The sequence below is a fragment of the Chryseobacterium indologenes genome (genome assembly GCF_002025665.1).
Lineage (GTDB): Bacteria > Bacteroidota > Bacteroidia > Flavobacteriales > Weeksellaceae > Chryseobacterium > Chryseobacterium metallicongregator.
On the sequence record NZ_CP018786.1, the window covers coordinates 4,194,029 to 4,209,069 of the forward strand.

Sequence of the window (15,041 nt, forward strand, 5' to 3'; positions counted from 1 at the left end):
ATATATCATTTAACACTACAAAATTATGAACTATACAAAAGAAACACAAAAGCATTAAAATCGTTTTAATCCTTTCTTAGCCTTATTTTTAATGAAAAATCGAATTTGAATCTATCAGGGAGTTTTAGAGAAAAGTTAAAATTTGTTAAAATCGAAAAATATCGGAACAACACCTAAAAATCAATCAGCCAATTCCAAATACCGTTTTGAACCTCCGAAGGCTCTCTAACAATGAAAGCCTGATGAAAGCCAAGCCACCATAAATGCATCAAATGGTCAGGAATAACATTCGTGTTATCATTTTCTGCCTTGTATTTATCCCTAAGTTCGGATATCCCAACATCCAGTGTCTTGATTTTTTCTAATAGTTCCCACATTGAGCTGTATGTATCATGACCTAATTTTTCCTGCATTTCGGTAGCAGTTACGTTTTGGTCAATCACATACAGATATATAGCACCCAACCAAATACGAAAAGGGAGTTTACTCCCTCTCATTTTGGTTAATCCTTTCAGGTATAAAGTTGCTTTACAACCTCTGTTTTTACACTCAAAACAGGCTTTTTTTCGCAACCAATAGAAACCTCTCGTGTCATTGCATTCGCACCTCAATCCACGCTCTAAAACAAGCTCTTTAAGGCGTTCAGCGCACTCGCTTTCAGTAGGTAGATTCAGCATTAAGAAACATTTCTGTTAATATTGATAATTTCTGCCAACTGTTCCGTGTTTCCACTCTCAATGAGTTCTTTTATTTTCTGCATTCTTTCGTGTAATTCTTGAATCTGTTTAGCCTGTAAATCAACTCTTTGTAATTTTTCGTTTCTTGCTTTGATACTTTCCTGTCTTATTTGTTCGTGTTCAAAGGTCGGTTTGAAATAGGTTTTGAAAACGGATTCATCCGTATGTCCTGTATACTGCCAGATTTCCAATAAGTCCCAGCCTTCCATATAACGGTTTGTACAAAAACTCCTACGTGAATCGTGAAATGCTATTTTGTCTGCAAAGTTTATCGTTTCAAACTCCACTCCGTCATTCGTAGGGCGTTCACGAGTAATTATTTTTTCTTTGAAATACGGTATTGCTTTAAAAAGTTCTTTCAAATACTCATTGGTATTTTGGTTGGATATGGCAATGCTTTTTATATCATCATTGTATTTACTCAGGATGTCACCTGCATAGCCAAAAAATGAAAAACGAACTGTCTTATAGTTATCTACTCCCGAACCTTTTTTTAACAGGATGTTGACCATTTTACTGTTATGGTCGATATGTCCACCCTCAATACGTGTAATATCTCCGAATCTAAGTGAGGTATGACAGGCTAAAACAAACATATCTCGAACTCTCTCTAATCTCGGTGCATCGGAAAAATCATGTTCGTACAATATTTTGATTTCGGGTTCGGTTAACACAGTATGGAACGTTGGCGGAACTTTTACTTTATACTCATCCTGCATATAACTTCTGTTATCCGTATAACCTCTTTCAAATGCACGTTTCTGTACCTGTGACAATCTTTTGATTCGAGTTTTGAGCGTATTTAATGACTTGACCCTTTCTGTATCAAGTAGCCAGTTTTGAAACTCTAGACATTGCAATTCGTCAAATTTATCAATATCCAGAAAGATACTGTTTTCATTGGCAAAGTCATTTAAATCCTGATACATTACACCGAAAGATGAAACATAGCTTCTATGCAGGGGCTTTTGACCCGAAGCAATGGCACGTTGGATTTTAAGTTCTGTTACCTTCATGAACTCTTGGAAAACATCATCAAAAGATTTTTTGCTTTTCTGTACAGTTGTAAGCTCCTTACCTGCCATTGCATTATCTACAATGGTTTTTAGCTCGTCCTTTGTGGGCATACGGTTGTAATGCTCATTAAAGTTTTTATGGGCATCAACAATAGATGTTTTGAATTTAGCAAGTTTCTGATTGATTTCTCTTTTATCACTGCCAGAAGTAACAGTTTTAGTATCTGTATCCCAACTGCTAGAAGCAACTTTCAGACCTGTTGAAAAATCTACTTTCAAATCTTTGAACGAGTATCTGCCCATGATTCGGGAGATTTCCTTTGTGGGTTCTTTCAATCTAAAATTAACGCTCCCTATTTCGTTGTTATATCTTTTTACTTTTGCCATATACAAATATACTTAAAATTTTAAAATTAGTCACCTTTTTGGTCACCCTAATTTTTGAACACATTTAAATTCATTTGAATTCAACAAAACACAATTGTTTATTTATCAGTGTTTTTAAATAACAACAAAATACAATAAAGTATAAATAAGTACAACATGTTATATCCTGTGGGTCTACAAACCATCCTTTTTTAAGGATGGTTTTTGTTTTTTGTTCCCTTTTGAAAAATAAAAAAGGTAGATACTGAATTGGTCATAAAAGGGGATCAAACAAAAAAGTTGTGGGCTAAGCAAAAGTTTGATTAAACTAAAGAGGAAAAATGTTCTATCCTTTACCCCTCTATGCTGTATTCTGAAGTTTTTGATTTTAGCATTAAAAGTTTTAGCAAAAGCATTAGTGATTCTTTTATCAAAAAAGACCAAGATCTCTCTATCTCTCTATCTCTCTATCTCTCTATTAATGATTCATTATTGTTTTTCTTAAGATAGATTCTCCAGTGGTTTTATCAATCCATTTCCTCCTTTTGATATGAAGCAGAACCCGTTTTCTCTCCAAAGGAAAATCTTCAACAAGAACCGAAGAGTGGAAACCATTAGAATAATACGGACGATGGGTGAATTCTTGGGGAATGATATTCTTGTCCTCAAAATCGATATAAAGTACTCTATCTACTTCTTCTGCTTGTATGATATCAAAGTACTCTACTAAAAATCCGGAAGTAAGAGTTTTACTAGTTCATCAGGAACATACATATTCCAAATTTAAAAACTTAACACTACATTCACAACTTTTGAGACTGATCCCATTTATCGTACTCATATAAAATATTATTTTGATGAATTGATTATTAATTCACACCGTCTTATTTCAGTTAAAAATACTTCTTACTGCAACTACAGAATAGCAAGGTCAAAAAACTTTTATAAGGACCAAAAAACAATGAAATTTGCACTCTAAAGAATGTAAATGATCATTGGAGGCAAAAAAAATACACCAAGAAAACAGCATAGAAAAAGTGTAGTTAATTTAAAATAAAATTACAAAAAACATTGCAAAAATATAAGTTTTCTAAGTTGCAACCATATTAATAATTCACTAATTGACAGTACGATAAAAGAGGGCGGAAATCAATAATTATTCAAAAAAAATAGAATTCTATTTAACTACAATAATCTATCTAGAATAGACTTTCCCTCAAACTATCAATTTTATAAAAACTAATTTCCAATAATAATGAAAGTACCATTAAAAACAATATTTAGCTGGTTTGAAAAGGGCGATATACCCACAGAACAGCAGTTTCAGCAAACCTTTTCTTCATTCCGTCATTTAGATGAAAATATCAGGATGGATGAAGTAACGGGTTTAAATGAAACTTTTCAAAAAACGGTATCCAGCACAACTTTTACAGATCATCTGCAAGATGAAGGCGCACACAATTTGGTGCTCGCAAGACTTAATGCATCCAATCTTACTACTAGCAATATAGAAGAATGGAAAGAAAAATTAAAGATCAAACTAGCAGCCACTATAGACGATGGTGAAGAGACCGGAAATGTCTATACAAAGGAACAAATCGAGGAAATTGTAAATATACTTCAGGCAAAAGATAATGAAATGCTTGAGCTGACTGCAAAAATCAGCGAAATACTAACCTCGAATGATGATAATCTTGATAAACTTCAGAAAATCGTAGACTATATCAAAGAAAACAGGGAGCAGATAGAATTGCTTAAAGGTTCAGGAGCAAATTCTTCCTTTGGAGGAATTTTAAGGCCTACTGATCATATTATTGTTAAGCCGGGATCAGCAAAATGGTTTTGGGCAGGGAGTGGAGTTTACGAAAATGCTTCAGGAGTTAAGATTGAAAATTTCGGAATAATTTCCTTTGATGGTTTTGTTTGGTCTGTTCTGGAGGTTAATATGCCTGGAGGTGGAACAGATGGTTTTATTGATTTAACACAAGAAGATTAAAATGAGATATACAGGAAGAATTTATTTTACAAATTATGAAAGATCAGATAAAGAAGTTGCAGATAACTTCATTTATCCCGTGATGTTCTTCATTAAAAATGAAGATGGAAAAATCATTAAACAGATTGCATATTCAGCTTTAGGAGAAAAGTCAGAAAGTGAGTACGGAACTGGCGGTGGAACCGGAGGAGCCAATGGAATTGTTTTTCGCGCAAAATCTGAAATACCGGCATCGTTCGTAAAAGCATTTGGAAGTGAAGTTAGAATAGTTTTTTCGTGGTCATCCATCGACAGCGTTGATGGTAGTGAGACTGGCGGAGGAACTGCGAGTATTTTAAAAGGAAACACGATCCTATTTAATAAAAACATTAATCAGGGAGCCAATGAGATAGATATCACACCATATATTTTGGCAGGGGATAATACAATAACGCTTAGTATCACCGATAGTTATGGTAATAATAGGAAATTAAAATATGATATTCAAACAATAGCACTTGCTTTAAGCACCACATACGACAAGACTACTATTAATTCGGGACCAATCATTTTTCGATATATTCCAACCGGGAATGTCGAGAAGACGATTCATTTCAAATTAAATGGATCAGATCTTCCGCCAGTAGTTACTTCCATAAATAACAAAGAGCTTCTTTATGAAATTCCTGCACAGTCTCACGGAGTTCATATTTTAGAGGTGTATATGACCGCTGATTTGTCAGGAGAGATCATTGAAAGCAATCACTTATTTACAGATATTATCAGTGTTGTTGCTGGTAATTTAACACCTCTGGTTTCTTCAGCAAATAATGTTGTTGCTAATCAATATGCTCCAGCTTCGATTGAATATCTGGTGTATTCACCATCATCAAATTATAGCGATGTTGAGATTTTGGTCGACGGACTGAAGGTTTCAGAATTACTTGTAAATAGAAGTTTGCAGAAGTTCACCTATACATTTACGGACTCAGGTGCGCACACTGTAACTTTTAAATGTGGCAATGTCACGAAAAATACTTCAGTAGTTGTAGCAGCATTTGATATTCAAGTTGAAGCCGAAACGTTAGGCCTGGAATTATTTTTAAGCAGTCGAAACAGAAGCAATTCAGAGATTAACAAAAACGAGTGGAAATACAAAAACCTGTCATGTACTCTTACTGATTTTGATTTCAGCACCAATGGATGGATTCAGGATTCAAAGGGTTCTGTGGCACTTAAAGTGAGCGGAAATGCAAGGGTTGAGATTCCTTTCAAGATTTTTGAAAATGATTTTAAAACAGGTGGTAAAACATTAGAATTTGAATTTTCAACTTCGGATATAAAAAACAGTGACAGTACTATTTTTTCTTGTAAAAATGGAAATGTTGGATTTGTTGCTACCTCAAATTCGTTTTCGTTCAGTTCTGAGCAGGACGGTACGTCCATATTTTTTAAAGAAGAGGAAAGGATTCGTGTAAGTGTAGTCGTTACAAAGGTTGCAGATCAAAGATTGGTATTTGTGTATATCAATGGAATTATATCTTCATTATATCAGTATAATTCATTAGACAGCTTTTTACAACAAGCTCCTCAAAACATTACCATTGGAAGCAGTGATTGTACTATTAATCTATATAATATTCGGGTTTATAATAATAATCTAAACGCCGATCAGATGTTGTCGAATTTTATTGCTGATATGGATAACCTTGTTGAAAAAGTCAACATTTATGAGAGAAATAAATTGTACGATGCATTCGGAAACTTGTCCTACGATAAATGTTTACAATCAATTCCATGCTTAACCATTGTTGGAGATCTGCCAACTTATAAAGGCGATAAAAAAACAATTGTTGGAGAGTATGAAAATGCTCAAGATTCTACAAAATCGTTTTCTTATGTAAATGCGAGTATTGATGTTCAGGGTACATCATCACAATATTATCCCCGAAAAAACTTTAAAATCAAATTTAATGGAGGTTTTAAAAATGGTGAAATAAATTCTTCAAAATACAAGCTTCGTGATAATTCACTGGCGGAAAAGACATTTACTTTTAAAGCCGATTTTATGGAGTCTTCCGGTTCTCACAACATTGGTTTGGCGAGGCTTGCACAAGATTCTTTAAATCAATTGGGTTATTTAGCTCCGCCACAATTAATTGATCCTAATATCCGTACTACGATGGACGGGTTTCCAATGCTTATATTTCACAGAGCGACACCAGACTCGGAGCGTATTTTCTTAGGGAAATATAATTTTAATAATGATAAGTCAAATGAAGCAACAACGGGTTTTACAGGTGGTCAGGAATGCTGGGAATTTTTAAACAATACGTCAGATAATACATTATTTATTGCTACAGATTTTCAAAGTGTAGACGGAAATGGTAAGCATTTATGGAAGAATGATTTTGAGGGAAGATATCCGGAAGATAATGAAGATACATCGAATCTTGAAGCTTTACATACATGGATCGTGAGTTGCAAAAATAATCCTGCAAAATTCAAAGCCGAGGCTCCAGATCATTTTAATATTCAGTTTTTACTCTTCTACTATGTCTTCACTGAGTTTTTTGCAATGGTTGATCAGCGCGCTAAAAATCAAATGTTTGCGATGTATCCGGATGCGCAAGGAAACAACCGTTGGTATCTTATTTTTTATGATAATGATACAGTTTTAGGTCTTAATAACGAGGGCCACAATGTGTATGATTATTGGGTGGAAGCTCACGACGAAGTAGGAAGTGGTTTTGTCTGGAATGGTGCGCTTTCAGAGCTTTGGAAATTGGTTGAAGTTGCTTTTGATACTGAAATTACCGCTTTGTATCAGCAAATGAGAACTTCAGGAATTCTGACTTATGATAAGTGCAATACTTATTTTAACACATTAGAATCTGACAAATGGGCGGAAAGTATTTTTAATGAAGATGCGAAATATAAATATATAGATCCTTTGGTGGTAGCCGGGAACGGGAGTTACTTATACCCCGCACAAGGCTCAAGAAAATCGCACAGGAATTATTGGCTATTAAATAGATTCAGATATATGGACGGAAAGTATGACACGTCTACTTTCTCATCTGATTATATCACGATGCGACTTTATACACCTTCGGGCACGCCTGCAATTCCTCCAAATGCTAATTTTTTATTAACGGCTCAAAAAGACGGATACACTAAGATTAAATTTGGTTCCTATATCAACCGTGCGAGGCTTAGAAAAAATGTTTCATCTTTAGTTCAAGCTCCGGCTATTACTTTTAACGATACAGAAACCATTATTTATGGTGCATCTGCAATTAAAGATCTTGGAGATTTGTCAGGAAAGTATCTAGGTACTTTAGATGTTTCAAAAGCGATGAATTTGTCGAGGCTTCGAATTGGAAGTCAAGTGGTGGGGTATTCTAATCAAAATTTGAGAAACCTTTTTGTGGGAAATAATACGTTGCTGGAAGAGTTGGATATTTCGAATTGTCCTAATCTCAAGCAGGCTGTTGATTTATCAGGCTGTACAGCGATAAAGAAGGTGTATGCATCAGGAACAGGTGTTTCAGCTGTTTTACTGCCGAAAGGTGGTTTACTAAATTTATTAGTACTTCCTGCAGTGGCAAATACGCTTATTTTAGACAATCAAAATTTTATTTCCAATCAAAATTTATTTTTTACACCCACCAGTATTACAACGCTTTATATTAAAAACTGTTCAAAAATAAATGTAACTACTATTGTCAATAATTTAACAAAAATAAGTAGAATTAGTGTCAATAATTTTGTAGGAAGCAGTGATAATAGTGATTCTTTTTATAAGCTTATCGCTGCGAAAGGAATAGATGATAGCGGAAATACGCTCCCTCATTCAGTGGTAGAAGGTACATGGAATTTCAAAACGATTTATGCTGATGATAAAGTTTTTATGGAGAACAATTGGCCTGATTTTCATTTTACATTCCAAAATATTACTGAATTTATCCAATTTTCTAGTGCAACAAGAAAAACTTTAATTTTAGAGAAGTATGATAAAAATGGTGATAATGAACTCAGCTTTTCCGAAGCTCGACTTGTGACTAAGATTGATGATAATGCTTTTAATGCTTCCGTTAATCCAAGTTATAATACTGCTTTTTCTAATGCTTTTCCTGAGTTTAGATTTTTTACCAACTTGGAAGAAATAGGCTTTAGAGCATTTTATGGCATTAACTTTGGGCCGAATGTTATTTTCCCGCCTAACATAAAAAAAATAGGAGCTAATGCCTTTCCATTATATTTTGTAGCACCAAGTATTGCTAATACAACCAATCCATTTGAAAATCTTGAAGAAATTGGAGATGGAGGCTTGGGGAATATTAAAGTGGATATTAGTTGGTTCAAAAATGTTAAAATATTAGGTGTTTATGTTCTTACAAAATGTTATGTAAAATCAGGAGATGATAATAAGATCTCTTTTAAATATTTAAAAGAGATAAAAGCTAATTTGTTGTTTGAATCTGCTTATAGTCCGATGAAGGATGAAAATGATGTACAATTGACTTCTTATGATCTTTCAGAATGGACTGCACTTACAATAATAAGAGCTGATTCTATTCCTCCTCCTGCCAATATCGTTACACCATTTTTTGAAGTAAAACTCCCTGCATCAGTTGAATATATTGAAACAAGACCATTTGTTATGGGTGTTTTAAATGGGAAGTATTTGAAATTAACAATTTTGGCCGTAATTCCGCCAACCCTTATTTCTAAAACATTGTGTAATGATCCGAGTAATGATTTAATAAAAATATATGTACCGGCAGGTAGTGTAAATGCTTACAAGACAGCAACCAGCTGGAGCTATCATGCCGCACGAATTTTCCCAATCGAATAAAAATGAATATAGAAAGTAACATAATTACCGCTGAAGCAGGTAAAATATTTAGAAGAAAAATAGATGGAATGCTCTTTAGTGAAGAGATATATCTTGGTTTAACCTATTATTTAAATGGCGTTAAGCTCGAAACTCCAATTCAGGAAACTCCTGATGATTTTGAAGAAATTGATATTGAGGTGAAAACAGAAGAAATTGATTAAAAGATGATAAATTTTATGACCAATTTCCCAAACGGAAATTTATAACGAGTACTAATAATATGCTCAAAATACGACCGAATATAATGACGAATCAGTTAGAATAATACTATAATTACGAATATGTTTTTATGATGTTAGCTTTGATAGAACTATAAGGTCTTCAACTATTTGGTTCGACATTTGTTCGCTTTTGACTACAAACCATCCTTTTTAAGGATGGTTTTCTTTTTTTAATCTAAAATGAAATATGAACGTGATATATAAAAAAGGCAGCCATAAAAGCTGCCTTTCTCTATTTTCATTTTTATTTATTAAACCAGATCAAACCTGTCCAGATTCATCACCTTCGTCCATGCTGCGACAAAGTCTTTCACAAACTTACCTTGTGCATCAGCACTTCCGTATACTTCTGCTATGGCTCTCAATTCAGAATTAGATCCGAAAACAAGATCCGCACGTGTTGCTGTCCATTTCGGTTGACCTGTTGAGCGGTCAGTTCCCATGTACAATTCTCTATCGTCTGACATTGCTTTCCACTGCGTTCCCATATCCAGAAGATTCACAAAGAAATCATTGGTAAGAACTCCAGGACGGCTGGTGAATACGCCATGTTTTGAACCGTCAAAGTTCGTATCTAAAGCACGCATTCCTCCTATCAACACAGTCAATTCTGGGGCAGTAAGAGTTAAAAGCTGTGCTTTATCAATCAATAAAGATTCGGTAGACACCGTGTATTTTCTTTTCAGATAATTACGGAATCCATCCGCTGCAGGCTCAAGGTATCCCATAGATTCTACATCCGTCTGTTCCTGAGAAGCATCCATTCTTCCCGGAGCAAAAGGAACTTTTACCTCCTGACCAGCATTTCCTGCGGCAGATTCTACAGCAGCATTTCCTGCTAGTACAATTAAGTCTGCCAATGATATTTTTTTATCTCCGTTTTGAGAATCGTTGAATTCTTTTTGGATGCCTTCCAGTACGTTTAATACTTTATTAAGTTGTGAAGGATTGTTTACCTCCCAATTTCTTTGAGGCTCCAGTCTGATTCTGGCTCCGTTGGCGCCACCACGTTTATCACTTCCTCTGAAAGTAGAAGCAGAAGCCCAGGCTGCAGAAATCAGTTCAGCATTGCTTAATCCTGAGTTTAATACTTTTGATTTCAATGTTTCTACATCATTGCCATCAACCAATTCATGATTCACTTCCGGAATAGGATCCTGCCAGATCAGTTCTTCCTGCGGAACATCCGGACCTAAATAACGGGCACGTGGTCCCATATCTCTGTGCGTTAATTTAAACCATGCTCTTGAAAAAGCATCGGCAAACGCATCAGGGTTTTCATAAAAATGTCTTGAAATTTTTTCGTAAACAGGATCCTGTCTCAACGAAAGGTCTGTGGTAAGCATGGTGGGTTTATGCTTTTTGGAAGAATCAAATGCGTCAGGAATAATATCTGCTCCATCCTTAGCTACCCATTGGTGAGCTCCGGCAGGACTTTTCGTCAATTCCCATTCATTTTCAAAAAGATTTTTAAAGAAATAATTACTCCATTGCGTTGGTGTTTCTGTCCAGGTTACTTCAAGACCGCTGGAAATAGCATCTCTTCCGCTTCCTGATTTATAAGTGCTTGCCCAGCCAAGTCCTTGCTGCTCAATTCCAGCTCCTTCAGGTTCTTTTCCTACGTGATCTGCAGGACCTGCTCCATGGGTTTTACCAAAAGTATGTCCTCCTGCAATCAAAGCTACGGTTTCTTCATCATTCATCGCCATACGGCCGAAAGTATCACGGATATCTTTAGCGGCAGCAATAGGATCCGGATTTCCGTCCGGCCCTTCAGGATTTACATAAATAAGTCCCATCTGTACGGCAGCCAATGGATTTTCAAGATTTCTTGAATGAATATCACCATCCGCATTATCATCGGTAGGAAGCACGGCTGATTGTCCTTCTACAACTCCTTCTGAGCCGTGAGCATAACGCAGGTCACCTCCCAGCCATGTTTTTTCTGATCCCCAATAGATATCAGCATCCGGCTCCCAGACATCTGCACGCCCTCCGGCAAATCCGAATGTTTTAAAGCCCATTGACTCAAGAGCAATATTTCCGGTAAGAATTAAAAGGTCCGCCCATGAAATGTTTCTTCCATATTTTTGTTTGATAGGCCATAGTAACCTTCTTGCTTTATCAAGACTTACGTTATCTGGCCAGCTGTTTAATGGTGCGAAACGCTGTTGTCCCGCTCCTGCTCCACCTCTTCCGTCACCTACACGGTATGTTCCGGCACTATGCCAGGCCATACGGATAAACAGAGGACCATAATGACCAAAGTCTGCCGGCCACCAAGCCTGGGAATCTGTCATTAATGCATGAAGGTCTTTTTTTACACCTTCCAGGTCAAGGCTTGCAAATGCTTGGGCATAATCGAAATCCTTGTCCATAGGATCTGAAAGGGAAGAATGCTGGCGCAGAAGATCTACTCTAAGCTGATCAGGCCACCAGTCAGAATTCTGGGTTCCTCCGCCTGCTACGCTCTTCTTCATTGTTCCGTTATGAAACGGGCATTTACTGATGTCATTCAAATCTTTTTCCATTGTCGTTTATTTTATTTTTTATATTGATTAATACAGTTTCAATTTTCTGTTGTAAGAACATGACAAACGTACAACGTTTGATTGATAAATACAATCTATTAATTTTTATTTCAACGATAGTTAAAAACTATAAATAAATATTTTTAACAGCTTTAAAGCTAAGACATAATTAAGGTATTAAGTTAGTCATTTTTCAGATTAACTTAAATAAAAGCAGCAGTATACTGCGCAATTTAGAATTACTCAACGTAAGAATTTTAAAGGAGAAAAGAAGCTAGAGGCTGAAGGAAGGAAGTTTAATAACCTCATGAAAAAACATGCTATTTCAACAATTTCTAAAAGTACTTCCAGCTTCCATCACCCGACTTCCAGCTTTATCTCACTAAAAATAAATTAACTACCTTTATATTATCCAAACATGAACATCTGCTATGAAAAAAATAATTGTTGTAGTTCTCGTTGCCTTTATCATCATCCAGTTTTTCCCCATTGATAAAACTAATCCTCCGCTTACTCCGGGAATGGACTTTCTAAAAATTAAAAATACTCCGGAAAAAATTGCCCGTACCCTCAGAACGTCTTGTTATGACTGCCATTCTAATGAAACCAGGTATCCATGGTATAGCAGTATTTCCCCAACTTCATGGTGGGTAAAAAATCATATTGATGAAGGAAGAAAACATCTTAATTTTTCTACCTTTGCAGTATATGAACCTAAAAGACAGCTTCATAAACTTGAAGAATGTATAGAAATGGTTGAGAAAAAAGAAATGCCTCTTGAATCTTATTATTTGGGACATCAGGATGCCAAACTGTCTGATGAGCAGCGTGCAGATCTTGTTCAATATTTCAAAAAAGTAAAAGAAGATACGGAAAGAGGAATCATGTTTAATAAATAAAGTCATGGAAAGCTGGGAAAATAAACATATTGTATTTTTTGACGGAGATTGCGGTGTATGCAATTTCTGGGTGCAGTGGATTTTGGAGAGAGATAAAAAAGACCAATTCATGTTTGCTTCTCTTCAATCTGATTTCGGACAGCAGTTTTTATCCGAAAGAGGACTGGAAACGAATGTATTCAACACCATGTATTTATGGAAACCCGGACGGTATTATCAGATCAAATCAAGAGCCGTACTGGAAATCGCTAATTTATTGGGAGGAGTTTATAAACTTTCCTTTGTTGGGAAAATCCTGCCGGTATCTTTAAGTGATAAAGTGTATGATGTCATTTCCAGAAACAGAATGAAACTGGCCAATCAGAAATGTTACTTACCGGATCAGCATCAGAAGAAAAAATTTATTCAGGTGTAATCTTCCTTCAGTATTACATTTAACCTTGTATAAACAATCTGCTTAAACTTTTTATTTTTGAAATAGTAAGATAAGATGAGCTTCGCTTGAAGAATGATTCATCTTAATTATACTTTATTTCTTAAGCCTTTCATAATGGTTTTGATTATATTCAAAAATGTCATTCCGTAAGAGTTTTCTGCAATATTAATGCATTATAGAGATTCCTACGGAATGACAAATAAGACGTATAGTTGTTTTAGGTTAATGGTTAATGGTTAATGGTTAATGGTTAATGGTTAATGGTTAATAGTAATTAAAATGAATAACAACCTCTTACCAACTTCATCATTCATCATTTATTATTACTCATTACCAATTGCTTCATTACTTATAAATTCGGCGACCATACAGAATAAGAATTTGGCGGACACTGGATTTTCACCCATTTATCTCCCTGAGTTGTTGGATACCAACTTGAGTTTCCTGTGAAATCTTTGATTTGCTGGCTGCTCCAGTTCGTTTCTATCCATCTTTCCTGCCAGTTTGAAGAGGTGTTGATGTACACAACAAGCCCTGGATTACCGTTATAACCGTTACGCCTTGCTATATATTCGTCATTATCTGTATATAAGATAGAGGTAGTGCCGGTAGCTTTATTATTATGAATCCAGATCAGGTTATTCAGCCTTTCTTTGTTTAGCCATTCTTCATAATCTCTGTAGAAAATGGTGGGATAACCTTCATGAGTTAAGATATAGGCATATGCCGGCATTTTATTGTAAATAATATCAGTATCATGATTCGCAACAAAAGTTACTGCTTTGTATGGATTTCTTTTCCACATCATATCATCATTCAGAACGTTTAAGTTTCCGTTATCAAATGCTTCATCCATTTTATAATAGGCAGCGAAATCAAACACAGAACTGTTCGCATTATTTGCCCACCACTCTAACGTATTGACGTTGGAATCCCATAATTCTCCAACTGAAAATCCTCCTACGTTTGAATTCCAGGTATTGACAACCCATGGACCGAACCCTTTTACGTAATCGAACCTCCAGCCATCAAATTTCATCACGTTTTTATAATATTTCGCCACGGAATCATCTCTCCCCCAAAGCCAGTCCTGCACATGAGGATTAGCGTGACACAAATCCGGGAAGCCACCAAAAGCTCCTTCATCATTATTCCCGTAAGAGTTTTTATAAAAGTCATTGTAGTTTCTCTGGAATTTTCCGGATGCCACTCCTGAAAAATTGGTCCAGGTATTGGTTCCTGTAAAAGGATTGGCTTCAGACTGTCCGCCACTGTTGTGATTAATTACAATGTCTGCATACACCTGCATGTTTTCAGCATGCGCTTTGGTAATCAATGCTTCCAGTTCAACTCTGGATCCGAAACGGGTTTCTGTACTTCCATTTTGATTAAAATCTCCAAAATCATAATAATCGGTAGGGTCATATCCCATAGAATAAGCCCCGTTCTGAGCTTTTGATGCTGGCGGTAACCATACAGCTCCAATTCCGGCAGTAGACCATGCGGTTAATTTGTCTTTAACGGTATTCCACCAGTTCCCCCCTTCCGGAACATCCCAGTAAAACCCCTGCATCAGAACTCCACCACCAGGTCCGGCTGTGAATTTACTTTGTGCAGAACCTGAACCGCTTCCTGTACTAAACGGACGGCCATCATGATGGGTAACATTCACTGTTTTGTTGTGAACCTCTTCTTGCCTGGAAGATTCAGTTGTCAATTCATCACTGGTTCTACATGAGCTTACTAATGCTAAAGCCAGCAGTGAAAGGAAAAAGTTTGTTTTTTTCATCGCTTTAATTAATTATCAATCTATTAAACAAGATACAATTTTATTAAAAACAAATTCAAACGAATGGGAAATATTTTCATTTTCCACAATAAATCAATAAGAAAGGCATCTAAATTTTTCATTAAAAAATCATAAATTTTTCAGAATCCCGAGACAATTTTTCTTTTA

9 protein-coding genes are annotated in these 15,041 nt (G+C 35.7%); 5 read left to right on the top strand and 4 right to left on the bottom strand.

Features of this window, described 5'->3' with window-relative positions; genetic code table 11:
- Window positions 1-173: 173 nt before the first annotated feature.
- Together BUE84_RS18980 and BUE84_RS18985 are read right to left on the bottom strand one after the other, a co-directional pair.
- Entirely contained in the window at window positions 174-677 is a 504-nt protein-coding gene (locus tag BUE84_RS18980) for a hypothetical protein (RefSeq protein ID WP_079243047.1), read from the bottom strand.
- A complete protein-coding gene (locus BUE84_RS18985) occupies window positions 677-2,140 on the bottom strand; it encodes a tyrosine-type recombinase/integrase (protein WP_079243048.1) in 1,464 nt (487 codons plus the stop codon). Before BUE84_RS18985 ends, BUE84_RS18980 begins: the two co-directional genes overlap by 1 nt.
- A gap of 1,234 nt (window positions 2,141-3,374) precedes the next feature.
- Between BUE84_RS18985 and BUE84_RS18990 the strand changes: the two genes are divergently transcribed.
- From BUE84_RS18990 to BUE84_RS19000, 3 genes are read left to right on the top strand one after another with little or no spacing between them, the layout of a single operon-like run.
- Complete coding sequence (locus tag BUE84_RS18990) at window positions 3,375-4,115, top strand: hypothetical protein (RefSeq protein ID WP_079243049.1); 741 nt, start codon at window positions 3,375-3,377, stop codon at window positions 4,113-4,115.
- Window position 4,116: 1 nt separating this feature from the next.
- Complete coding sequence (locus BUE84_RS18995) at window positions 4,117-8,955, top strand: CotH kinase family protein (protein ID WP_079243050.1); 4,839 nt, start codon at window positions 4,117-4,119, stop codon at window positions 8,953-8,955.
- A gap of 2 nt (window positions 8,956-8,957) precedes the next feature.
- Entirely contained in the window at window positions 8,958-9,158 is a 201-nt protein-coding gene (locus tag BUE84_RS19000; RefSeq protein WP_079243051.1) for a hypothetical protein, read from the top strand.
- 311 nt (window positions 9,159-9,469) lie between these two features.
- Here the strand turns inward: BUE84_RS19000 and katG are convergent, their stop codons facing one another.
- Window positions 9,470-11,749 (bottom strand): catalase/peroxidase HPI, encoded by a 2,280-nt coding sequence (gene katG, locus BUE84_RS19005; protein WP_079243052.1) that lies wholly within the window; start codon window positions 11,747-11,749, stop codon window positions 9,470-9,472.
- A 431-nt stretch (window positions 11,750-12,180) separates the two neighbouring features.
- Between katG and BUE84_RS19010 the strand changes: the two genes are divergently transcribed.
- Window positions 12,181-12,648, top strand: a complete 468-nt coding sequence (locus BUE84_RS19010) for a heme-binding domain-containing protein (RefSeq protein WP_079243053.1) — start codon at window positions 12,181-12,183, stop codon at window positions 12,646-12,648.
- Between the two features lie 4 nt (window positions 12,649-12,652).
- Window positions 12,653-13,063, top strand: coding sequence for a thiol-disulfide oxidoreductase DCC family protein (locus tag BUE84_RS19015; protein ID WP_079243054.1), 411 nt, complete (start codon window positions 12,653-12,655; stop codon window positions 13,061-13,063).
- Between the two features lie 370 nt (window positions 13,064-13,433).
- Here the strand turns inward: BUE84_RS19015 and BUE84_RS19020 are convergent, their stop codons facing one another.
- The gene (locus tag BUE84_RS19020) at window positions 13,434-14,873 is read right to left on the bottom strand and encodes an alpha-amylase (RefSeq protein WP_079243055.1); all 1,440 of its coding nucleotides are present in this window, start codon (window positions 14,871-14,873) and stop codon (window positions 13,434-13,436) included.
- Window positions 14,874-15,041 lie beyond the last annotated feature (168 nt).